Consider the following 21,222-nt stretch of genomic DNA (forward strand, 5'->3'; position numbering starts at 1 on the left):
CCGTGATGCGGTCCGCAGGGAAATCCGGATTTCGCGCTTGTTTATGCGGTTTGCGTGTATCGCCGCCTGTCCTCGCAGCGGGAGCGCGGAAAGCCGTTCACGCCGTCGTCGGACGTATCTCCGCCGTGCAAACGCGATTCCGGCCTCCCATCTTGGCCGCGTACAGGGCCTTGTCGGCCGACTGAATCAACTCCTTCGGCGGTCCGTGGGTGACCGAGGGGCTGAGCGCATCCACTCCGGCGCTCAGCGTCACGAAGCCGTCGGGAGCACCGGCGTGCACGATTGCCAGGTCGCGCACCGCGCTGCGGATTCTTTCCGCCAGCACGGCCGCGCCAGCCACATCGGTGTTCGGCAACAGCACGGCCAGTTCTTCCCCGCCGTAGCGGGCCGCGAGGTCTCCCGGGCGGCGGGACGCGAGGCCCGAGATAGTGCGGCCGATCGTCTGCAGGCACTCGTCCCCGGCCGTATGGCCGTAGATGTCGTTGAACTGCTTGAAGCAATCGACGTCGATCAGGATGAGCGCCAGGGTGCTCGCGTCTCGCATGGCCCGGCTGAACTCGTTGTCGAGCGTCACATCGAACTGCCGGCGATTTGCCAAACCCGTAAGGCCGTCCTCCATCGCGAGGGTGTTCAGGGTCTTGTTGAGCGTCTCCAGCGCGTCGCGTGCGCGCCGCAGCTCGGCCTCGGTCTTGCTGCGCAGCTCCATCTGCTTCACCAGCCGCCATCCCACGAAACCGACGATCAATGCCAGGAGAATGACGCCTCCTGTATGCCAAAGCGTTTCCCGCCACCAGGCGGCCAGGATCTCGTCCTTGGAGAGGGCCGCCGCAACGAACAGCGGGTAGTTGGTGAGGCGCCGGAAGCTGTTCAGCCGCGTGATGCCGTCCTGAGCCGACAGGATTTCGGCCGTCCCCACCGGGCCCTGGGTCACGTACGAACGGTAGAGGCCGGTGTCCAGCATGTTTCTTCCGACCATGTCGGTGCTGTACGGCCGGCGAGTCATCATCGTCCCGCTCTCGAGAACCAGCGCGACTGCGCCAGCCTGGCCTATGTCGAGGCTGTCATAGAACTTCGTGAAGAAGCTGATGTCGATCGTCGCGAGCGCCACCCCGCCGAAGCTGCCGTCCGCGCGATTGATGCGCCGTGACACGGGAATGAGCAGTTTGCCGTTGACGCGGCTCTTCACCGGCACACCGATGTGCGGTCCGCGCTCCTCGTGTTCGCGGTGATAAAGAAAGTACTCCCGGTTCGCGTTGTTCAGGTTTTGCGGCGGTGTCTGCCGGGAGTTTGCGACCCAGTTTCCATCCTTGTCGTAGATGTGAAGCCCGTCGAGCTGCGGGAGCTCGGCCACCCGCATCGCGAGCACCTTGCGAAGCCGTTCGATGGCGGCCGGCCCCATGCCGTCGTATTCCATGCGTTCGACCATGCCGACCAACGCGGTGTCGGCCTGCTTGATCGTGTCGTCTGCCTGCTGTGCCATTGCACGCGCGAGATTCGACGTCGCAACGCTCATCTGCTGAAGCTGGACCCTTCGCGAGTGCCAGCTGTTCAAGCCGTCGAGCGCCACGAGGGCGAGGCAAACCACGGCCACGAAGGCCGTCGTCCGGAAGGTGATGGATGGTCGACGAAACACGATGCGCTTTCGAAGCAGTGATGTCTGAAGCCTTGCCCGACTTTGACACAGCTGCGACCGAATCGTCACCCTCCGCGCAATCTGCAGGCGCGGTCGTCAGCGCGGCTCAGATCGGCCGCACGTCGAAAAACGCCTCGTCGGTGTCTCCCAGGTCGCGAAAGCCCGCGGTGCGCGCCGCGTCGTAGGCCTTGGCCCAGCGCTTGGCCATCGCGATCTCCGCCTTCGACAGATCGCTTTCGCTCGATTCGCTCGCGTTCTGGAATGCGCGCAGCGCCTCGACCACATCGGCGCCCAGTTGCCGGTCGATCTCGCGCCGGAAGCGCTGCTCGGCGACCTTCACGGCATCGGCTGCCGGGTGCGGATAGTCGGCTAGCCGCACGGCGTACGTGACACGCGCCTCGACCTCGACGTCTTCGAACTGGAACGGCTCCTCGCGATCTTCTTGCGGCAATGGCGGCGGCGGCGCTTGTTGCGACAGTGCGATGGGCAATGCCTTTGCTGCGACCCGCGGGAAGAAAAGCTCAAACTGGTTCATGGTTCATCGCCCCCAAGCGCGTACCGCGCTGAACAAGGCTTGCGGCCAAAATACTGTACGAATATACAGTTCTTTGCCATTGTTAACCAGTCTGCGGCTGCTTGGGCAGTCGATTCAGCGACTGCCGTGTGTTCGGTTGCACCGCCGCGGCGACCAAATTAGGGGCGATCAGTCGGGCTTCGCAGGCAGATCGCCCTCACGCAGCTTGCGGCCCACCCACATCATTCCCGTCGCGTAGTCGGCAGCCCCGACCTGGATGCCGCCCACAGTTCGCAGCGCACCCGTGCCGTCGTCGGTGGCCGGCCCTTCGCCGGTGTATTCGCCCGGCACCAGAACCCGCCCGTCTTTCAGGAAATCGGCGATGCGCAGTTCGCGCATGGCGCGGCCCCAGTGCCATTGCTTCTTGATGTCGTAGCTGCTGGTTTTCTTCGGTGGGTTGGTTTTCTTCATTTCATTCGGCTGCATCAAACACTGCCGCCGAGCATAGCCGCGCCCTACTCGGCGCAAGGCCTGGCCGCGCCCCCCGGCACCGACGGCTGAAGCTTCACCGGCTCTGTTGCCTCCCCTGCCTCCACATAGTTGAGGTCAACAGGGTGAACAATTGCCGCGGCGAACTCGCCGTCGAACTTGACCAGGACGTGTTCCCCGCTGGCACCGGTGATGACACCGAATCTGCCGTTGAGCTCGACACGGCTTCCGCGTCGCGCGGGCACTTTGAAACGCACACGGATGTAGGGCAGTCCTACCCGGAAATACTCGACCATTTGATTCCCCGACTTTCTTGTGGCTCGCATCGGCGGCTGTCTTGACAGGACACGCCCACCGGCCGCGACACCTGCGACATGCAGTGATGCACTGTCTCCGCATGGCCACGGGGATACGTGTCGGTCAGAGCCTACGCTTGCTGACAGCCATTGGACATCCGCCAATTGGCTAACACCACCCATGTTTGTGGGTTCCGTCAATCGGTATAGGCGCGCAGGCGGGCGCAAATTTCGGCGCGACCAACTTCTGCGCGCCGACAGCGAAAGATTGGGGGGATGCGCCGCTAGTCGAGCTCGCCGACAGCGTCGTCTTCTTCAGCGAACACCGATTCGTCGACCTCTTCGCGCGGGCCGACGTTCAGGTCTTCCGACAGGCCGCGCAGCACGGTGTAGCCCGCCTGCAACGCCTCGGCGTAGGTATGAAAGCCCTTGGCCGCCTCCATCAGCGGTTCGAACTCCATCGAGTTGTCGAAGGATTCCAGCAGCACCCAGAAATAGTCGCCCTCGTCGTGTTGATCCACTGTCAGGGCGATGGAGATAAGTTGACCAGCCATCCGCGCATGGTGGCGCGCCCAAATGACAATCCGAAGAAGCGGGTGTGAACGTTCGGCTTCTACGTTGCCTTCTCCGCCGGCCACCGCTCACCGGTCAGCCGGCGGCCTCCAGAAACTCGAAGCCCATCGTCCGCGCGTGGTAGTGCAGCCCGCCGTCCTGCACGATGAGGAAGAGCGCGCCGCGCGGGCCTGCGTTGTGGTGCGAATGCGGCGCACCGGGTGGCGTGACCAGCGTGGACCACGGCGCCCACGGGCACACCGCACCACCCACCACCGAATGGCAGCCCTCGCCCTGCACCACCAGCGTGATGGCGGCGGAGTTGTGGCGGTGCGTGCGCTGGTGCGTGTTCGGCTCGAGCGTGTTGAAGCTCAATGTCAGCGTGGGCGTAAGGTTGCGTGCGGCGGCCTGCCGGTCGGACGAGAAGATCAGCGCGCGGCCCGAGGTCTCCTCGCTCGTGCCGCTCGAAAAAATCAGCGCGAACTGGCGCTCGATCTCCGCGGCCGAATAGTGCACGGCGTCGATGGTTGCCTTGGCCACGGGCGCCGGCTGCGCGCGTTCAAAAGCCAGCTGCGGCTCGTTGCCGACAGTCCACAGCAGCACGTCCTCGGCGCCCGCTTCGAGCCGGTAGCCCGGCGCGCCAGGCAGCAGGAACACGTCGCCCTTGCCAAAGGTCAACCTGTCGACCGCGCCCGTCAGGCTGCCGCTGCCGGAAATCACGTACCAGACCGACCCGGTGGCGCACACGTCCAGCGGCAACAGCGCATCACGGGCGGCAATGCGCACGTAGCGCGCGAGCATCAGCGGCGTGGTGGCCGGGAAGCCACAGCCCAGGGCCCGCGACTGGTCGCAATCGAACATGCCATAGCGTCCTTCCGGCGGCGGCGAGAAGAGCCGCGCGGGCACCTCTGGCAGCTTCACGTTGAAGGCATTGCCGGAATTGAAGAAGCGCGCCCTGGCCTGCGCGACGCTGGCCGGCGCGCGCGGATGCTGCATCGGCAGATCGGCCATGTCGACGACGGTGGCGATGTCTGCGGCAGTCATGCTCCGGCCCCCACATAGGGCATCAGCACACGCAGCAGCACGTTTGCGCCGGCCGCCACGTGCGCCGGCTCCGCCCACTCGTGTTCCGCATGGCTTACGCCGTCGCGGCAGGGAATGAAGATCATCGCGCTCGGGCACAGCGGCGCCATGTGGCGCGCGTCGTGGCCGGCAGCCGAAAGAATCGGCATGTGCGGCTGTCCGATGCGCTCGGCGGCTTGCGCAATCGCCTGCTGCAAGGCGGGATCGAAGCCGTTGGACGGCGCATCGACCAAGGGGGTCACGCTCGCCTGGCACGGCGCGGCAAGCGAGTCGCACAGCGCGGCCAATCGCTGACCCAGATGTTCGAGCACCGCGTTGTCGGGATGCCGCAGGTCGATGCGCAGCGTCACCCGCTCGGGCACCACCGAGGGCGCGTTCGGCTCGACCTGCAGCCGGCCGATGGTGAATTTCACCGCGTCGTCGTGGCCGCCGATCTCGGCATAGAGCGCCGTCGCGATGCGCGTGAAGGCTGCGAGCGCATCGCGCCGCTCGACCATCGCGAGCGTGCCGGCGTGACCACGCTCGCCCTCGATCACGACGTCGAAGGTCTTCTTGCCCTGGATGCCGGTGACGACGCCGATCACGCGCTCCTGCGCTTCCAGTATCGGCCCCTGCTCGATGTGCGCCTCTACATACGCCGCCACCGGAAAGCCCAGCGGCCGCCGCCGCAGCGCCGGGAACGCAGCGTGCAACGCATCGAGAGCATCGGCGACCGAGATGCCGGCGGCATCGCGCACCGCGCGCACGGCCTCGAGGCTGCGCACGCCGGCAAAGGCCTCCGAGCCCATCATGCCGGGCGCGAAGCGCGAGCCCTCCTCGTTCATCCACGCCACGCAGACGATGTCCACCGGCGGACGCACGCCACGCCCGGCCAGCGTGGTCAGCACCTCCAGCGCAGCCACCACGCCGTACACGCCGTCGAAGCGGCCGCCGCCGGGCTGGCTGTCGAGATGGCTGCCCGCAAGCACGGGCGGTGCATCACGGTCGGCGCCCGGCAGCGCGATGAAGAGATTGCCGGCCGCATCGGTCGAAGGCTCCAGCCCTGCCGACAGGGCCCAGTCGATCATCGTGCGCCACGACGCGATCTCTTCCGCGCTCAGCGCCTGCCGGTCTACGCCGCCGCCCGGCGTGGCGCCGATGCAGGCGAGCGTCATGAGCCGGTCCCACAGGCGATCGGCATCGATGCGCCAGATACCTTGCTCTCCGGCGACTTCTTCGGTGGCGGTTTCGGCGGTCATCAGTCGGTCTTCATGATCTGGCTGGGCAGCGCACGCGGATCGCGCGGCTTCCACTGGCCGGCCTCGACCTGCGCGAAGAACTCGGCCAGCAAGGCGTTGAACGCGGCTGGCTCTTCCAGGTTGAGCGTGTGGCCGGTCTTGGGCATCACGGCCAAACCGCAGGCCGGCACGGTCTTCTTGAGGAAGATGCCGGGCTGCAGGCAGTGGTCGTCCTCGTCGCCGACCACCACGAGCGAGGGCACGTTCATCACGCGCAGATCGCTCTCCAGGTCGTAGATCGACGGGCGCCGCGCCTGCACGCCGCGCATGGTGTTGGCCGCGCCGACGGCATCGTGCTCGCCGAGCCAGGTCGCGAATTCCTGCCAGCCGCGCGGGTCCTTGTTCTGGAATTGCACGCGGCTCGCGCCCAGCGAATAGGTGCGGGCGAATTTCTCCGAGCCCTGCGCTTCGAACTGCTTGGCCACTTCGAGCGAGACGCCGCGGAAGTACTCCTCGTGCTCTTTCTCCGCGCCGTAGCCCGCGCCGGCAATCACCAGCGACGAGGCCCGCTTCGCATGGCGAAGGCCAAAGTGCAGCGTAGCGAAGCCCCCCATCGACAGGCCCACGATGTGCGCGCGCTCCAGTTCCAGCGCGTCCATCACGGCGGCGATGTCGTCGGCCGCGGTGGCTTGCGAATAGCGCTCCATGTCGGCCGGCACGTCCGACGGCGGATAGCCGCGCGCACCGAAAGTCACGCACTGGTGGCGCCGCCCGAAGTAGCGCATCTGCGGCTCCCAGCTGCGGTGGTCGCCGCCGAACTCGTGCACGAACACTATCGGCGTGCCGCTGCCGACGGTCTCGTAGTAGAGGCGAACGCCGTCGGGGGTGGTGGCAAAACTCATCGTCGGCCTTTCTTCTTCAGGACGCTTAGAACAGCGCTGCCGTGGCCGGCAGGCTGCGCGCACGCTCGACCGCCTGCGGCAGCACGTCGCACAGCGCCTGCGCCCAGGCCTTCGGTACGGTGGTGGAGATCTTCACGAAGCGATGTCCGAAGCGCGGCGTGTGATACGTGCCCTGCCGCACCATGATGTCGTGCTCGCCCAGCGCGCTGACCAGCGCCTCGGGCGTCACGCCAGCCTTGCTGCACTCGACCACGATGAAGTTGGCCTGCGACGGGAACACCGGCACCTCGAAGCCCGGCTGCTTGGCGAAGGCGTCGACGATCATTTGCTGGTTCTCGCGCTGCTGCGCGATCACTTCGGCCATCCATTCTTCCTTCACGCCCAGGCCCGCGATGGCCGCGCGCTGCGCCAGCACGCTCGCGCCCAGCGGCGCCTGCGAATGCGGCAGGATGCGCGCGAGCAGCTCGGGCGAAGCCACCAGTGCTCCGAGGCGCAGGCCCGCGAGGCCGAGCCATTTGGAGAAGCTCACGATGGTCACCGTGCCTTCCGGGTAGAAGCGCGAAGCCAGCGTGTGGCTGTCGGCAAAGTCGCGGTAGGTGCAGTCGTGAATGAGGATGGCGCCGATCTCGCGCGCGCGGTCTGCAAAGGCACGGATCTCATCTTCGGTGTAGGTGGTGCCCAGCGGGTTGTTCGGGTCCACGAGGTAGATGACGGCTGTGTTCCCGTCGGTTGAAGCGGCCAGCGCCTCGGCCGACAACTTGAAGCCGTACTCCGGCCCGTAGATCGGAATCTCGGTGATCGCCGAGCCGGCCTTGGCTGCGAACTGCAGCGGCCATTTCCAGCCGGGGTCGGTGGTCACGAAGCCCTTGCCCGCCACGCAGAACGCACGGCAGGCCAGCGCCAGCGCCGACACCGCGCCGTCGGTCACCACGGCCGACTGGTCCGGCACGCCCAGGTCTTCCACGATGGCCGAGCGCAGCGCTTCCATGCCCAGCGGCGGCGCATAGGCGTGAAAGCTCTCGTCGTCGATGGCGTCGTGCAGCGCCTTTCGCACGGCGGGGTGCAGCGGAAAGTGGTTGGTGTTCTGGCCCAGCCACATCAGGTCTGGGTTGGTGAACAGCCGGTCGAAATACTGGTTGCGGGTTTCGGCGTCGCTCGTCACGGCCGGCACTGCAGCGGCGGGGTTCAGCGCTGCATTCATGCCGCGAGCCTCCGGGCCTGTTCGGCCTCGACCACCTTCTTGCTGGTCTTGATGATCGAGCCACGCGCCGCGATGCCGCCGTCGATGGTCACCACCGTGCCGGTGATGTAGCCCGCACGCGGCGAAGCCAGGAACACCATCAGCTCGGCCACCTCTTCAGGCGTGGCCGGGCGGCCGCCGGGGTAGTTGTCGAACAGCTCTTCCCAGCGGCCTTCGTCGCCATGGGTGTCGAAGGCGCGGCGCTTCATGAGCTTGACCATGCGGTCGGTCGCCACGGGGCCGGGGTTCACGCCCACCACGCGGATGCCGTCGTCCAGGCTCACGCCGCCCAGGGCACGCGTGAAGGCCATCACTGCGGCGTTGCCGGTGGAGCCGGCGATGTAGTTGGCGTCCCAGTTCTCGCCGGAGTTGCCGATGTCGTTCACGATCACGCCGCCGCCCGCGGCCTTCATGCGCGCGTAGTAGATCTGGCTGAGCTCCATGTAGCCCAGCACCTTGAGCTGGAAGCCCCGGCGCACCACGGCGAAGTCGAGCGATTCGATGGGGCCGGCCGGAATGTCGCCCGCGTTGTTCACGAGGATGTCGACGTGCCCGGCCGCTTCGGCCAGCTGCGCCATCGCGCCGGGCGCGGCCAGGTCCATCGGGTGGACGCGCACGTTGATCGGGTAGATCTTCTCGATCTCTTCCTTGGCGGCCGCCAGGGCGGCGCCGTCGCGTGCGGCCAGTTGCAGGTGGCAGCCTTCGGCCGCGAACGAATGGGCGGCCGCAAGGCCGATGCCCTTGGAGGCGCCGGTGATGAGTACGGTCTTGCCTTCGAGTTCGAGTTTCATGGAGTGATGTCCTGGGATGCGATCGAAAAAGGGTGGCGTTGAGTGCGTTGAAAGAAGAGGCTCAGGCAGCCCCGTTGTCCTGCTCGGACAGCGCGGCGATCAGGTCGACGATGTCGTCCTCGAGCAGGCTCACGTGGTCGATGGCGGCGTTGAACGCTGCCCCCGGGTCGTTGCGCCGGATGGCGTCGAGGATGGCGCCGTGCTCGCCGATGGTGGCGGTCATGCGGCCGGGCTGGAAGGTCACGTAGCGGCGGTACACGCGCACGCGCTTGCGCAGCGCGCGCGTCTGCTCGGCGAGGTAATGCGTGTTGGAGGCTTCGTAGAGCGCGTCGTGGAAGTCCTGGTTCACGTCGTAGAAGCGCGAGTGGTCGCCCGAGGCGAGGATGCTCGTCAGCTCGTCGTGCAGCTGGCTCATGCGCTGCTTCTGCGCCTCGGTGGCACGGCGCGCGGCGAACTTGGCGCACAGGCCTTCCATCACCGCCATCATCTGGAACATCTCGATGAGCATGGGCAGCGAGATGCGCGCCACGCACACGCCCCCCTGGCGGCTGCGCAGGTCGACGAGGCCGGTGGCGGCCAGCGCCTTGAGCGCCTCGCGCACCGGCGTGCGCGACACCTTGAAGCGTTCGGCCAGCTCGGCTTCGTCGAGCCGCGCGCCGGGCTTCATGACGCCGCTGACGATCAGGTCTTCGAGCGTGTCCTTCAGTTCGTCGGACAGCGTGGCACCCTTGCCGCGCTGGCGCTCGCGTCCGCGCAGCGCCGGAGGTTCTGCTGCCATCTCGGGTTCGTTCGGTTCCATGTTCTTGCCTTCCTTGTTGTGCTTGTCTTTGTCGGTTTTCAAACGCGGGGCCTGCTCGGCGGATCGGAATGTCAGAAGGGACGATCACCGGCAACGGTGGTGCGATGCATCACGCGGCGGTACACGTTGTCGTCGTACGGCGTGGCACGGTGCATGGTGCAGCGGTTGTCCCAAACCAGCAGGTCGCCCGCGAGCCACTTGTGGCGGTAGCTGAACTCCGGCGAGATGGCGTGCGCGTTCAGCTCGGCCAGCAGCGCGGTGCTCTCCTCCGCCGGCAGGCCGTCGATGTGCTTGACCACGTCTTCGCCCACGTAGAGCGAGAGGCGACCGGTTTCAGGATGCGTGCGCACCAGCGGATGCACCACGTCGGGCGTGGCCGCCAGTTGCTCGGGCGTGAGCGGGTTGCGGTCGGCAAAAGCCTTGCCGTAGTAGTTGGCGTAGCTGTGCGTGGCCGTCATGTGGCGGATGCGCGCCTTCATGTCGTCGTCAAGCGCTTCGTAGGCGGCGTGCATCGAGGCGAAGAAGGTGTCGCCTTCCACCGGCGGCACTTCGAGCGCGTAGAGCAGCGCGCCCATCGAGGGCTCTGCCTTGTACGAGAGGTCGGAGTGCCAGTTCCAGCCCTCCTTGTGGTTGCCGATCGGCTTGCCGTTCTCCGACACGTTCGACAGCACGTAGACCTCGGGGTGCTCCTTCTTCAGGAACTGCGTGAGCACGTGGCCCAGCAACGTACCGAAACGGCGCGAGAAGGCCACGTGCTGCGATTCGTTGATGCTCTGGCCGCGAAACAGCAGCACCGAGCGCTGGTTGAGCGTGTCGCGCAGCACCGCGAAGTCGGCGTCGCTCACGGGCTCGCGCAGGTCGATGCCTTTGACTTCGGTGCCGATGAAAGAGGTGAGGTTCTCGAGTTGCATGGTCGAAATGTGTCTCTGGGAATGAAGAGGAAAGTGCCGGCACTCAAAGCCGGTAGTCGGGTTGGGTGCGCTCCAGCATGCGCAGGAACGCAGGCCATTCGCGCGTGCCGGGCGGCCGGATGTCGCCGGCGAATTCGGTGAACTGGCGCGCGGCCAGATCGCTCACTTCGGGCTGCGGGTACACCAGCGATTCGCCGGGGGCCACACCGCCCTGTGCGAGCAGCTGCACCTTGGCCGCCTTCTCGAAGTAGTACATGAGGATGAAGGCCTCGGGAATCGTGCGGCCCACCGTCAGGATGCCGTGATTGCGCAGCACCAGCGTGTGGTGCGGGCCCAGGTCGCGCACCAGCCGCTCGCGCTCGCCGGTTTCCAGCGCCACGCCTTCGTAGTCGTGGAAGGCGGTATGGCCCTGGTAGCGCATCGCGAACTGGCTCAGCGGAGCCAGGCCGTTGGGCATGGCCGCGATTGCGGTGCCGGCCTCGGAGTGGGTGTGCAGCACGCACAGTGCGTCGGGGCGCCCTGCATGGATCGCGCTGTGGATCACGAAGCCGGCCTGGTTGACTTCGGCCTCCGTGTCGTCCACCTTGTTGCCGTCGAGGTCGATCTTCACCAGCGACGAAGCCGTCACCTCGGAGAACAGCAGCCCGTACGGGTTGATGAGAAAGTGATGTTCCGGCCCCGGCACGCGTGCCGAGATGTGGTTGTAGATCAGGTCGTCCATGCCGAAGTGCGCCACCAGCCGGTAGCAGGCGGCGAGCTGCACGCGCAGCCCGGCTTCGGTGTCGGGGTATGCCGCGGGATTCGTCTTTGCCATCAGCGCCACCACACCAGTTTCTGGTCGATCCACACCAGCAGGCCGTAGAAGACCATGCTCGCGATCGATGCAACGAGCACCGCCGACCACACGCTCAGCAGGTCGACCTGCTGCGTCGATTCATAGATCATTCGCCCGAGCCCTGCATAAGCGCCCAGCATCTCGCCGACGATCGCGACGATCATGCTGCGCGGCACGCCGATGCGCAGCGCGGTGACCACCGAGGGCATTGCCACCGGCAGGCGCAGGCGCCACACGATCTTCAACTGCCCTGCCCCGAAGCTGCGCATCAGGTTCACGGCCGCGACGTCGGCCTGCTTCAGGCCGTGCAGCGCGTTCACCAGCATGGTGAAGCCGACAGCCAGCGCCACCAGCGCGATCTTCGAAGCGGCACCGAGGCCGAACCAGATCAGGAACAGCGGCGCATAGGCCACGGTCGGCACGGCGTTCACCGCCACCGCCAGCGGCATCACGATGCGCTCCAGCGGCGGAGCCAGCAGCAACACAACTGCCAGCAACAGCCCGAGCACGCTGCCCAATGCATAGCCGCCGAGCGCCTCGCCCAGCGTGGCCAGCAATGCGCTCATCAAGCGCCCCGTGTCGGTGAACGCATGCTGCACGATCGTGCCCAGGCTCGGCAGCACGAACGGCGGAATATTGAAGAGCAGAATCGCGCCCTCCCACACCGCAAGCAGCACGACGATGCCCAGCACCACCGGCACGACGGGCGATTCCATCAGCTTTCGCTGCGCCACCATACGAGCCTCCTTTCCACGAAGGTGAGCAGCCCGTAGAGCAGCGCACCCATCAGCCCGCAGGCAAACATCACCACCCACAGGCGCACCACGAGGTCGGCGTTCATCGCCTCCATGAGCATCACGCCCAGGCCCACGGTTTCGCCGAACCATTCGCCCACGACCGAGCCGATCAGGCTCAGGCCGATGGCCACGCGCAGCCCGACCATGATTTGCGGCAGCGCCGAAGGCACGGCCAGCTTGAAGAACATCACCAGGCGGTTGGCGCCGAAGCTCTTCATCAGCGCGATGCGCTGCGGGTCGCACGACTTCAGGCCGCGCAGCGTGTTCACCGTGACGGGGAAGAAGGTCAGGAAGAACGCCGTCATCACCTTGGCCAGCAGCGAGTTGCCGAACCAGATGACGATGAGCGCGCCGAAGGCCACCACCGGCACCGTCTGCGACACCACGAACAGCGGGAACACCGAGCGCTCCATCCAGCGCGAATAGGTGAACACCGTGCCGCAGGCGCAGCCGAACACCGCGCCCATCGCGAAGCCGAGCACGGTTTCGAGCAGCGTGCGGCCGAAGCCACGCATGAGCTGCGGCCACACCGACCACGCGTCCTGCGCGATGGCGCTCAGCGCCGGCAGGTAGCGCGGCGACGGCGCGAAGGCGTGTACGCAGATCTCCCACACCAGCGCCAGGCCCACGAAGGCCAGCGCGGGCGAGCGCACTGCGCGCTGCAAGAGGGCGTTCACGAAGCGGTGCCCTCCTGTGCGAAGGTCTTCTGACTTTCCTCTTCGATCTCGGCCAGCAGGCGCTGCTTGATGCGGATGAACTCCGGCGACAGCACCACCGACGGGTCGCGCGGGCGCGGCAGGTCGATCACGGTCTCGCTCTTCACCGTGCCGGGGCGCGCCGTCATCACCAGCACCTTGTCGCCGAGCAGGATCGCTTCGTCGATGTCGTGCGTGATGAACAGCACCGTGCGACGGTGCCTGGCCCAGAGCTCCAGCAGCCAGTGCTGCATGCGGGTGCGCGTGAGCGCGTCGAGTGCGCCGAAGGGTTCGTCGAGCAGCATCAGGTCGCGCGCGAACAGGAAGGTGCGCATCAGCGCGACACGCTGGCGCATGCCGCCCGAGAGCTGGTGCGGATAGTGGTTGGCGAAACCCGCCAGGCCGAACTCAGGCAGCATGGCGCGGGCCCGTTCGCGCGCTTCCTTACGTGGCACGCCTTCCACCTCGAGCGCGAGGATGGCGTTGTCGAGCACGGTGCGCCATGGAAACAGCAAGTCGCGCTGCGGCATGAACGACACCTTGCCGAGCAGCTGGCCGTCGCGCTGCGGTGCGCCGCCGAACAGCAGCGAGCCGTCGTCGTCAGGCGGCAGCAGGCCCGCGATCATGTTGAAGAGGGTCGACTTGCCGCAACCCGAGGGGCCCACGAGCGTGACGAACTCGCTCTTCGCGATCCGCAGGTTGACGCCCGACACCGCGACGGTCCTGGCCTGCGCTTCGCCGAAGCGCTTCCATACGTTGACCAGCTCGAGCATGGGCGGCGCCGTGTCGCTCACGGCGGGCGGCATCACTTCGTGAGGCATGAATTTCATGGCTGCGGCGATGCGGCTCAGAACTTCTTGTCGGCCGCGGGCACCTGCGTCCAGAAGCTGGCGTCGTAGGCCTTCGACAGATCGGCCGGCGCCTTCAGCGCCTTGTAGCCGACGAGCTGCGCCTGCATCTTCTCCACCGTGGGCAGGTCGATGGCGAGGATGCCGTCGGTGGTGCCCTTGCCGGCCTTCACGAGCTTCTCGAATTCATCGAGCATGGCTTCCTGGTGCGCGCGGTTCAGGCTGGGGGCGGCGGCCATGACGATGTCGATGGCTTCCTTCTTGTTCTGCAGCGCGTACTTCCAGCCCTTGATGGTGGCGGTCAGGAAGGCCTGCACCTGCTGCGGCTTCTCGTTGCGGTACTTCTCCGACACGAGCACGGTGTCCTGCTGCACGACCACGCCGTAGTCGTCGGGCTTGATGAGCGTGAGCTTGTCGCCCAGGCCCTGCTCCTTCAGCGTGTTGAGCTCGTTGTAGTAGGTGGCCGCGGCCACGTCGAACTGCTTCTCGACGAAGGGCGCCATGGAGCCCGACTGGGGAACGATGGTGAGGTCGCTCTGCTTCACGCCGGCCGAGGCGAGCATCGAGTACAGCGTGTACTGCGTGCCGGTGAACCAGGTCGCGACCTTCTTGCCTGCGAAGTCCTTCACCTTGGTGATGCCGGAGTCCTTGTAGGTCACGTATGTGAAGGGCGTGTTCTGCACGGTCACGCCGATGCAGACCAGCGGCAGGCCTTTTTCGCGGGCGAGCAGCACGGTCTCGGTGCCGCCGGCGAGGCCGAAGGTGTCGTTGCCCGAGGCGACCAGCGTCTCGACGTTGAGGTTGGGGCCGCCCGGGTTGATCGTCAGGTCGAGGCCGCCCTGGTCATAGAAGCCCTTGGCCTTGGCTACGTAGAAGCCGGCGAACTGCGCCTGCGCCAGCCACTTGAGGCGCAGCGAGACCTTCTCGGCGGCAGACGCGGGCATGCCCGCCAGAAGAGCCATCGACGTTGCGACGGCGGCCAGAATACGCAAGGACTTGAAAGACATTGGATGGCCTCATGGATACAAAAAACTCTTTAAGCAGTATCCATGCCATGCAATTTCAGCCTGTTTTCTGGCGTCAGAAGCGCGAATTGGCCCGAAACATGCACCGGAGTGCAGCTTCCGCCCCACTTCGAGCCTTCATGAACCGAATCCATGCGCTGACCGATCTTTCCGCCCGCGAGGCCGCCGGGCAGATGGCGCGCGGCGAACTGCGCGCCACCGACTACGCGCAGGCGCTGCTGGAACGCGCCGGCGCAATCGCACCCTTCGGCGCCCTGCTCCACCTGGACCCCGCGGCGCTTCGCGCAGCCGCCGCCGCGCTCGATGCAGCGCCGCGCCCCGCGCCGGGAACGCTGCCTCTACATGGCGTGCCGCTCGCCTTCAAGGACAACATCGACGTCGCCGGCATGCCGACCACGGCGGGCAGCCCGTGGATGGCGGACCACCGGCCGCGCATGCACGCCGGCGTGACGCAACGGTTGATCGACGCAGGCGCGCTGGTGCTCGGCAAGACGAATCTGCACGAGTGGTCGCAGGGCGTTACCGGCAACAACCACGGCCTCGGGCCGTCGCGCAATCCGTTCGACGCCACACGCGTGACGGGCGGCTCCAGCGGCGGTAACGCTGCGCTGCTGGGTATGCGCGCCGCGCCGGTGGCCATCGGCACCGACACGGGCGGCTCGGTGCGCGTGCCGGCCGCGCTGTGCGGGCTGGTGGGCTTCAGGCCGACGGTGCACCGCTGGCCGGACGAAGGGCTGGTGCCGATATCGCCAACCTTCGACACCGCCGGCGTCATGGCGCGCTGCGTGGGCGACTGCGTGCTGGTCGACCACGCGGTGGCCGGCGGGCCGCTGCAGATTGCCCCGACACCGCTCACAGGTGTGCGCCTTGGCGTGCCCGAGGCCTACTTCTGGGAAGAGGTCGATCCGCCCGTGGCCGAGCTGGCCCGCGAGCGCCTCGAGCTGCTGCGCACAGCCGGCGCCGCGCTGGTGCCTTGCGACCTGGCCGAAGCCGGCGCACTGTTCCAGGAAGGATCGATGACGATCTCGCTGCACGAGATCCTGCCCGCGCTGGCCGCCTACTTTGCGCGGCACGACCGCCCCTTCGACGCGCGTGCGCTCACCGACGCGGTGGTCAGCCCCGACGTGCGCCCGCTGTTCGAACGCCTCTTCGGCGCGACGGCCATCACGCCCGAGGCCTACGCCCACGCGCTGCACACCCTGCGCCCGCGCATGCAGGCGGCGTACCGCGATTGCTTCGCGCGGCACGACCTGGCCGCCCTCGTCTTCCCGACCAGCCCGCTGACCGCCGCGCGCATCGGAGAAGACGTGGAAGTAACGCTGTGCGGCCGCCCCACCTCGGCTTTTTCGGCCTACATCCGCAACACCGGCCCGGCCGGCATGGCGGGCTTGCCGGCGGTGAGCCTGCCGATGGGCCTCGCCTCCAACGGCCTGCCTGCCGGGCTGGAATTGACAGGCGCGCAAGGCACCGACACGGCGCTGCTGGCACTGGCGCTCGGCATCGAAGCCGCGCTGCCTGAAGCACCAATCGCCCCAAGCGTGCAGAAGTTGGCAAGCAACTGAACGCGGCGTCGCCAAAACACTACGCCCCTTCGCGTAACAGGCCTTCACGGCTTGATGCGGGATCGGCGATGCTCAAGGCATGCCCGCAAATTCACGACCGCCCCAACGCCCCGGATGGCGCGCCGCCGCACTGATCTACACGATCACCGGCGCCGTCTGCATCCTGGCCTGCGCCGTCGTGCCCGACAGCGAGGCCGGCATGCTGGTCGCCATCGCGGGCGGGTTGCCGTGGTCGCTGAGCCTGCTGACGCTCGACCTCTCGCCCGGCGTCGCAAACACGGCGCTGATGATGCTGGCCGGCAGCTGGGCGATCAATGCCGCGCTGCTGTGGTGGCTGGCGCTGCGGCGGCCCGGGCACCATGGGCCGTCGCACCCGGCATAGCGCCACCCTCTGCGGCATCGGCATCCAGTCCCAGGTAGGCGCGCCGCAACTCCGGCCGCGCCATCAGTTCTTCCGGCCGGCCCAGCGCGACGATGCGCCCTTCTTCCAGCACCGCGGCGCGCTCGGCCACATCGAGCGCCATGCCCACGTTCTGCTCCACCAGCAGCACCGCGATGCCGTCGGCATGGATGTGCCGGATGGCGGTGAACATGTCGAGCACGATGCTCGGCGCCAGCCCCAGCGAGGGCTCGTCGAGCAGCAGCAGCTTGGGGCGCGCCATGAGCGCGCGGCCGATGGCCACCATCTGCTGCTGGCCGCCCGATAGCGAACCGGCCGGCTGCTCCAGCTTCTCCGTCAGCGCCGGGAACAGCGTGCAGACGTGCTCCATCGAGCGAGCACGCTCCAGCCGCGCCGCGCGCAGGTAGCTGCCGAGCTCCAGGTTCTCGCGCACCGTCATCTCGGTGAAGAGGCGCCGCCCCTCCGGCACCAGCGCGATGCCCTGGGCGCAGAAGCGATGCGGCGCCAGGCGCGAGATGTCCTGCCCCTCGAAACGCATGCGCCCGGCGCTGATGCGGTGCAGCCCCGCCACCGCATTGATGAGCGTGCTCTTGCCCGCGCTGTTCGGCCCGACGATGCACAGCAGCTCGCCCTTGCCGATGGACAGCGACACATCCCACAGCGCGGTGGCCTGCCCGTAGGCGACGCGGATGGATTCGAGTTCAAGCATGGGCCAGCTCCCTTTCGACACCCACCGCGGACGACGCGGCAGCTGGCGCGGCAGGCGCCTCCGGCTCCATGGCCTGGCCCAGGTAGGCCGACACCACTTCGGGCCGCTGCATCACGTCATGCGGCGCGCCTTCGGCCAGCACCTCGCCGCGATTGAAGACCACGATGCGGTCGCACAGCGCCATCACCGCGCGCATCACGTGCTCGACGAAGACGATGGTCGCGCCCTGGTCGCGGATGCGGCGGATGAGCGCCACGGCCTCGTCGATTTCTGACGGTGTGAGGCCCGACAGCACCTCGTCGAGCATCAGCACCTGCGGCCGCGAGGCCAGTGCGCGCGCGAACTCCAGGAACTTGCGCTGGTGCAGGTTCAGCTCCGCCGGCAAGGCGTGCGCGCGCTCGGTCAGGCCAGTGAAGGCCAGCCATTGCCAGGCTTCGGCCTCGGCCGTCCTGCGGTCGAGCGCGGCGGCGCCGAACATCGCAGGCAGCGCCACGTTCTCCAGCACCGTCAGGTGCGCGAAGGGACGCGGGATCTGGTACGTGCGCGCAATGCCGCCCTGCGCGATGCGGTGCGCCGGCACGCCCGAGATGCGTCGCCCCTCGAACTCGATGACCCCGGCAGTCACCGCATAGTGCCCACTCGCGACATTGATGAAAGTCGACTTGCCAGATCCGTTGGGCCCGAGCAGGCCGAGGATCTCGCCGCGCCGCACTTCGAGGCTCACGCCGCGCAGCGCATGCACGCCCTTGAAGGACTTGCGCACGCCCTCGGCACGCAGCAGCACTTCGCCGGTGATGCCCACGGGTTTCTGCGCTTCATCAGCCACGGCCACATGCACCGGCGCGGACGAGGCGGCGGGCGCACCGCGCCGAACGTTCCACCACTTCAGCGCCTGCCCCAGCAGGCCTTCGGGCATGAAGAGGATCACCACGATCAGCACCAGCCCCGTCATGCCCTTGCCGATGATCGCGCTGTCGCCGCCCGTGAAGGCATACAGCAGCAGCGTGATCGCCGTCGCGCCGACGATCGGCCCGGCCCAGTGGCGCGTGCCGCCGAGCACCGACATCAGCACCACCGTGAGCGGCATCGCGATGGTGAAGGTATCGCCCGTGGTCACGTACGACACGAAGAGCGCATGCACGCCGCCCACCACGCCCGCCAGCCCGCACGAGAGCGCGAAGGCGCCGAGCTTGAAGCGGTACGTCGGCACGCCCATCACCTCGGCCACGTCTTCGTCGTCATGAATGGCGAACAGCCCGGTGCCGAAGCGCGAGTGGTACACGGCCAGCGACGCCAGCACCGTCAGCACCGCCACGCCCAAGGCCAGCAGGTAGAAGGTGCCGGAAGCTGTCGGTCCGATCTGCGGCACCGCCACCGCGCTCATGTACACGCCGGGTCCGCCGTCGATGGGCGTGTTGAGGATGATGGTCGCCACCACGAAGGTGGCGGCCAGCGTGAGCAACGAGAACAGCTCGGCGCGCACCGCCTGCACGCGGAACGCCACGGCGCCCAGCAGCGTGCCGAACAGCGCGGCCACCGCGGCGGCGGCCGGCAGCGTCCAGAGAAACGGAATGTCGAAGCGCGTTGCCAGCGTGGCCGTCGTGTACATGCCGATGCCGAAGAACGCACCGTGCCCGAACGAGAAATACCCCGAGTAGCCCGACAGCAGGTTCCACGAGGTGGCCAGCGCGACCCAGTGCAGCACCAGGTACAGGATCGACTCGTAGAACGCCGGCAGCCCGAGCCACGGCACCACGGCAAGCCCCGCGCCGGCCGCAAGAATCAGCAGGAACGAGCGCTTCATGCCACCCTCCCCGGCCGCACCAGCAGCACGAACATCAGCAGCGAGAACGACACCAGCGGCGCCCACGATGGCGCGGTGACGGTCATGGTGACGGCCTCGGTCACGCCGATGATGCAACCCGCGATCAGCGGCCCGAGCGGGCGGCCGAGCCCGCCCAGCATCACGGCCGCGAACACCACGCCGATCCACGCATAGATCTGCGAGGGCGACAGCGTGTACGCCAGCGCAATGCACACGCCCGCCACGCCGGCCAGCGCCGCGTTGAGGCCCGAGAGCATCAGCGCCAGCGCGTTCTGGTTCACACCGAAGGCGGCGGCGATGGGTGCGTCTTCAGCGGCGGCGCGCATCGCCTTGCCCAGGTCGGTGCGGCGCAGTGCGAACCACACCGCAAGCGAGATGCCCACGCCCAGCGCCAGCGTGATGAGCTCGGGCACCGGCAGGTAGAGCGGGCCGATCTGCAGCTTGTGCTCCGCGTAGCTCGATTCGAGCTTGCGGTAGTCGGCCGTCCAGGTCCACTGCAAGAGCGCCTCGATGATCACTGTGATGCCGAAGGTCACAAGCAGCGAGTTGAAGGGACTCACGCGAAAGCGCGTCAGCACCCAGTGCAATGCCACGCCCAGCACGAAGAACAGCGGCACGATCACCACCAGCGTGAGCAGCGGATCGACGCCATGGTGGCTCGACAGTTCGTACGTGAGATAGGCGCCGAGAAAGGCGAGCGCGAAGTGCGCGAGGTTGATCTGCCGCAGCATCCCCCACGACAGGCTGAGGCCGAGCCCCAGCAGGCCGTAGAGCGCCCCGGTGAACAGGCCCGCCAGGATCGACTGGGCCAGCAGCGTGGCACTGGGGAAGCTCATCAGCTGGTCACCCCGCGCGTCTGCAGCTTCGCGCCGGGGGCGGCCCACTCCTTCGGCCACACCACCACCCACTTGCCGTTCTGCACCTGCTTCACCTTGCCCAGGTCGTCGCCGAAGTTGCCGCGCTCGTTGAAGCGCAGCTTGCCCTGGATGGTGTCGACCTTGTTGGCGCGCAGCCAGGTGGCCATGGCCTTGTCGTCGATGCCCTTGGTGGCGACCACGGCGGCCTCGATGATCTGCCAGGCCGAGAACGACGCGGCGGCCTGCGTCTCCACCGCCGTGTCGGGCATGCCGGCCTTGGCCGCGCGTTCGCGGTAGACCTTCACGAACTCGGCGGCCGTCGGGTTGTCGGTAAACGGCGGATGGTCTTCGAAGATGGTGGTGGCCAATGCGCCGTTGGCCTCGGGCGCCTTGAGCATCGGCGCGGGCGCAGGCACGTGATAGAAGTGATGCAGCGGCGCGTAGTCGATCTTCTTCATCGCATCGAGCAGCTGATTGCCCTCGAGGCCGATGGCGCCGTTCCAGATGAAGTCGGGGTTGGCCTCCTTCAGCCGGCCTGCGATGGGGCCGAAGTCGCGGTTGCCGAAGTCCCATTCGAGGAACAACACCTCCTTCAGGCCGCGCTGCTTCGCCACCTCGCGCGCGCCCAGCGCCACGAAGTGCACCGAGGGGAACTTGCTTGTGACGATGGCGATGGTCTTCGGCGGCTTGGGCGAGGTGGCCAGCGCGTCCATGACCATGGCGGGCATCGTCTTCTCGGGGTCGGGGCCGAGCGACCACGCCGGAAACTGCTGGTCGTACTTGGCCAGGCTCGGAATGCCGAAGGTGTGGTGCACCAGCGTCTTGTTGTAGCGCTGGGCCACGCCCATGGCCGAAAGAATCGCGCCCGTGGCATACGGGCCGATGAGCAGGTCGACCTTGTCGGCCGTCACGAGCTGCTCGTACAGCGTGCGCGCGAGGTCGGGCTTGGACTGGTCGTCCTTCAGCACCCACTCCACCGGCCGGCCCAGCAGGCCGCCGCGCTGGTTGAGCGACTCCACGTAGATCTCGCCCGTGAGCTTGTGCACGAGCCCCGTGGCCGAGAGCGGCCCGGTGAGCGCCAGCGTGCCGCCCACGCGGATGGGCTTGCCCGAAGGCTGCTGTGCGGCGGCGGTGCCGCTGAACAGCGCGCCAGTGCCGAGGGCACCGAAAGCGCTGGCGGCCGCGACGAAGGAACGACGATCGATGCTCATTTTTTGTCTCCGTAATTGTTTTGGTCAGCGC

General features: G+C 67.3%; 23 protein-coding genes. 2 read left to right on the plus strand and 21 right to left on the minus strand.

Annotated features, from left to right (window positions below):
• Positions 1 to 97: 97 nt before the first annotated feature.
• From BLV60_RS06880 to BLV60_RS06960, 17 genes are all read right to left on the minus strand, one after another.
• Entirely contained in the window at positions 98 to 1,633 is a 1,536-nt protein-coding gene (locus BLV60_RS06880) for a GGDEF domain-containing protein (RefSeq protein WP_093052016.1), read from the minus strand.
• 106 nt (positions 1,634 to 1,739) lie between these two features.
• On the minus strand, positions 1,740 to 2,168 hold the full coding sequence (locus BLV60_RS06885) for a hypothetical protein (RefSeq protein ID WP_093052019.1): 429 nt from the start codon (positions 2,166 to 2,168) through the stop codon (positions 1,740 to 1,742).
• Between the two features lie 168 nt (positions 2,169 to 2,336).
• Positions 2,337 to 2,618, minus strand: a complete 282-nt coding sequence (locus BLV60_RS06890) for a hypothetical protein (protein WP_093176717.1) — start codon at positions 2,616 to 2,618, stop codon at positions 2,337 to 2,339.
• Between the two features lie 44 nt (positions 2,619 to 2,662).
• Positions 2,663 to 2,932 (minus strand): hypothetical protein, encoded by a 270-nt coding sequence (locus BLV60_RS06895; protein WP_093052025.1) that lies wholly within the window; start codon positions 2,930 to 2,932, stop codon positions 2,663 to 2,665.
• 284 nt (positions 2,933 to 3,216) lie between these two features.
• The gene (locus tag BLV60_RS06900; protein WP_093052028.1) at positions 3,217 to 3,486 is read right to left on the minus strand and encodes a hypothetical protein; all 270 of its coding nucleotides are present in this window, start codon (positions 3,484 to 3,486) and stop codon (positions 3,217 to 3,219) included.
• Between the two features lie 94 nt (positions 3,487 to 3,580).
• The gene (locus BLV60_RS06905) at positions 3,581 to 4,528 is read right to left on the minus strand and encodes a cupin domain-containing protein (protein WP_093052031.1); all 948 of its coding nucleotides are present in this window, start codon (positions 4,526 to 4,528) and stop codon (positions 3,581 to 3,583) included.
• The gene (locus BLV60_RS06910; RefSeq protein ID WP_093052033.1) at positions 4,525 to 5,805 is read right to left on the minus strand and encodes a Zn-dependent hydrolase; all 1,281 of its coding nucleotides are present in this window, start codon (positions 5,803 to 5,805) and stop codon (positions 4,525 to 4,527) included. Before BLV60_RS06910 ends, BLV60_RS06905 begins: the two co-directional genes overlap by 4 nt.
• Complete coding sequence (locus tag BLV60_RS06915; protein WP_093052036.1) at positions 5,805 to 6,686, minus strand: alpha/beta fold hydrolase; 882 nt, start codon at positions 6,684 to 6,686, stop codon at positions 5,805 to 5,807. Before BLV60_RS06915 ends, BLV60_RS06910 begins: the two co-directional genes overlap by 1 nt.
• Before the next feature lie 25 nt (positions 6,687 to 6,711).
• Positions 6,712 to 7,887, minus strand: a complete 1,176-nt coding sequence (locus BLV60_RS06920) for a pyridoxal phosphate-dependent aminotransferase (protein ID WP_093052039.1) — start codon at positions 7,885 to 7,887, stop codon at positions 6,712 to 6,714.
• On the minus strand, positions 7,884 to 8,717 hold the full coding sequence (locus tag BLV60_RS06925) for an SDR family oxidoreductase (RefSeq protein ID WP_093052042.1): 834 nt from the start codon (positions 8,715 to 8,717) through the stop codon (positions 7,884 to 7,886). Before BLV60_RS06925 ends, BLV60_RS06920 begins: the two co-directional genes overlap by 4 nt.
• A 61-nt stretch (positions 8,718 to 8,778) precedes the next feature.
• Positions 8,779 to 9,516, minus strand: a complete 738-nt coding sequence (locus BLV60_RS06930) for a GntR family transcriptional regulator (RefSeq protein WP_093053149.1) — start codon at positions 9,514 to 9,516, stop codon at positions 8,779 to 8,781.
• Between the two features lie 71 nt (positions 9,517 to 9,587).
• A complete protein-coding gene (locus BLV60_RS06935; protein WP_093052044.1) occupies positions 9,588 to 10,427 on the minus strand; it encodes a TauD/TfdA dioxygenase family protein in 840 nt (279 codons plus the stop codon).
• A 43-nt stretch (positions 10,428 to 10,470) separates the two neighbouring features.
• Positions 10,471 to 11,241, minus strand: coding sequence for a class II aldolase/adducin family protein (locus BLV60_RS06940; RefSeq protein ID WP_093053152.1), 771 nt, complete (start codon positions 11,239 to 11,241; stop codon positions 10,471 to 10,473).
• A complete protein-coding gene (locus BLV60_RS06945; protein WP_093052047.1) occupies positions 11,241 to 11,999 on the minus strand; it encodes an ABC transporter permease in 759 nt (252 codons plus the stop codon). The genes BLV60_RS06940 and BLV60_RS06945 overlap by 1 nt, the downstream gene beginning before the upstream one ends.
• Complete coding sequence (locus BLV60_RS06950; protein ID WP_093052050.1) at positions 11,978 to 12,736, minus strand: ABC transporter permease; 759 nt, start codon at positions 12,734 to 12,736, stop codon at positions 11,978 to 11,980. The genes BLV60_RS06945 and BLV60_RS06950 overlap by 22 nt, the downstream gene beginning before the upstream one ends.
• On the minus strand, positions 12,733 to 13,584 hold the full coding sequence (locus BLV60_RS06955) for an ABC transporter ATP-binding protein (protein WP_093052053.1): 852 nt from the start codon (positions 13,582 to 13,584) through the stop codon (positions 12,733 to 12,735). The genes BLV60_RS06950 and BLV60_RS06955 overlap by 4 nt, the downstream gene beginning before the upstream one ends.
• A gap of 17 nt (positions 13,585 to 13,601) precedes the next feature.
• Positions 13,602 to 14,609, minus strand: coding sequence for an ABC transporter substrate-binding protein (locus BLV60_RS06960; protein ID WP_093052056.1), 1,008 nt, complete (start codon positions 14,607 to 14,609; stop codon positions 13,602 to 13,604).
• A gap of 137 nt (positions 14,610 to 14,746) precedes the next feature.
• Here BLV60_RS06960 and BLV60_RS06965 point away from each other — a divergent pair, with 137 nt between their 5' ends.
• Positions 14,747 to 16,189 carry an amidase family protein gene (locus BLV60_RS06965; RefSeq protein WP_176928730.1) on the plus strand — a complete coding sequence of 481 codons (1,443 nt, stop codon included), beginning with the start codon at positions 14,747 to 14,749 and terminating at the stop codon, positions 16,187 to 16,189.
• Positions 16,190 to 16,268: 79 nt separating this feature from the next.
• Complete coding sequence (locus BLV60_RS06970) at positions 16,269 to 16,571, plus strand: hypothetical protein (RefSeq protein ID WP_093052060.1); 303 nt, start codon at positions 16,269 to 16,271, stop codon at positions 16,569 to 16,571.
• On the opposite strand, the gene BLV60_RS06975 is transcribed toward BLV60_RS06970, so the two are convergent.
• The 4 genes from BLV60_RS06975 to BLV60_RS06990 are packed head-to-tail and all read right to left on the minus strand — an operon-like array spanning position 16,501 to position 21,191.
• Positions 16,501 to 17,298, minus strand: coding sequence for an ABC transporter ATP-binding protein (locus tag BLV60_RS06975; protein WP_093052063.1), 798 nt, complete (start codon positions 17,296 to 17,298; stop codon positions 16,501 to 16,503). The genes BLV60_RS06970 and BLV60_RS06975 overlap by 71 nt on opposite strands.
• The gene (locus BLV60_RS06980) at positions 17,291 to 19,102 is read right to left on the minus strand and encodes a branched-chain amino acid ABC transporter ATP-binding protein/permease (protein ID WP_093052066.1); all 1,812 of its coding nucleotides are present in this window, start codon (positions 19,100 to 19,102) and stop codon (positions 17,291 to 17,293) included. Before BLV60_RS06980 ends, BLV60_RS06975 begins: the two co-directional genes overlap by 8 nt.
• Positions 19,099 to 19,959 carry a branched-chain amino acid ABC transporter permease gene (locus BLV60_RS06985; protein ID WP_176928731.1) on the minus strand — a complete coding sequence of 287 codons (861 nt, stop codon included), beginning with the start codon at positions 19,957 to 19,959 and terminating at the stop codon, positions 19,099 to 19,101. The genes BLV60_RS06980 and BLV60_RS06985 overlap by 4 nt, the downstream gene beginning before the upstream one ends.
• Positions 19,959 to 21,191 carry an amino acid ABC transporter substrate-binding protein gene (locus BLV60_RS06990; protein WP_093052069.1) on the minus strand — a complete coding sequence of 411 codons (1,233 nt, stop codon included), beginning with the start codon at positions 21,189 to 21,191 and terminating at the stop codon, positions 19,959 to 19,961. The genes BLV60_RS06985 and BLV60_RS06990 overlap by 1 nt, the downstream gene beginning before the upstream one ends.
• Positions 21,192 to 21,222: the final 31 nt, after the last annotated feature.

It is taken from the genome of Variovorax sp. YR634, assembly GCF_900106655.1.
Lineage (GTDB): Bacteria > Pseudomonadota > Gammaproteobacteria > Burkholderiales > Burkholderiaceae_C > Variovorax.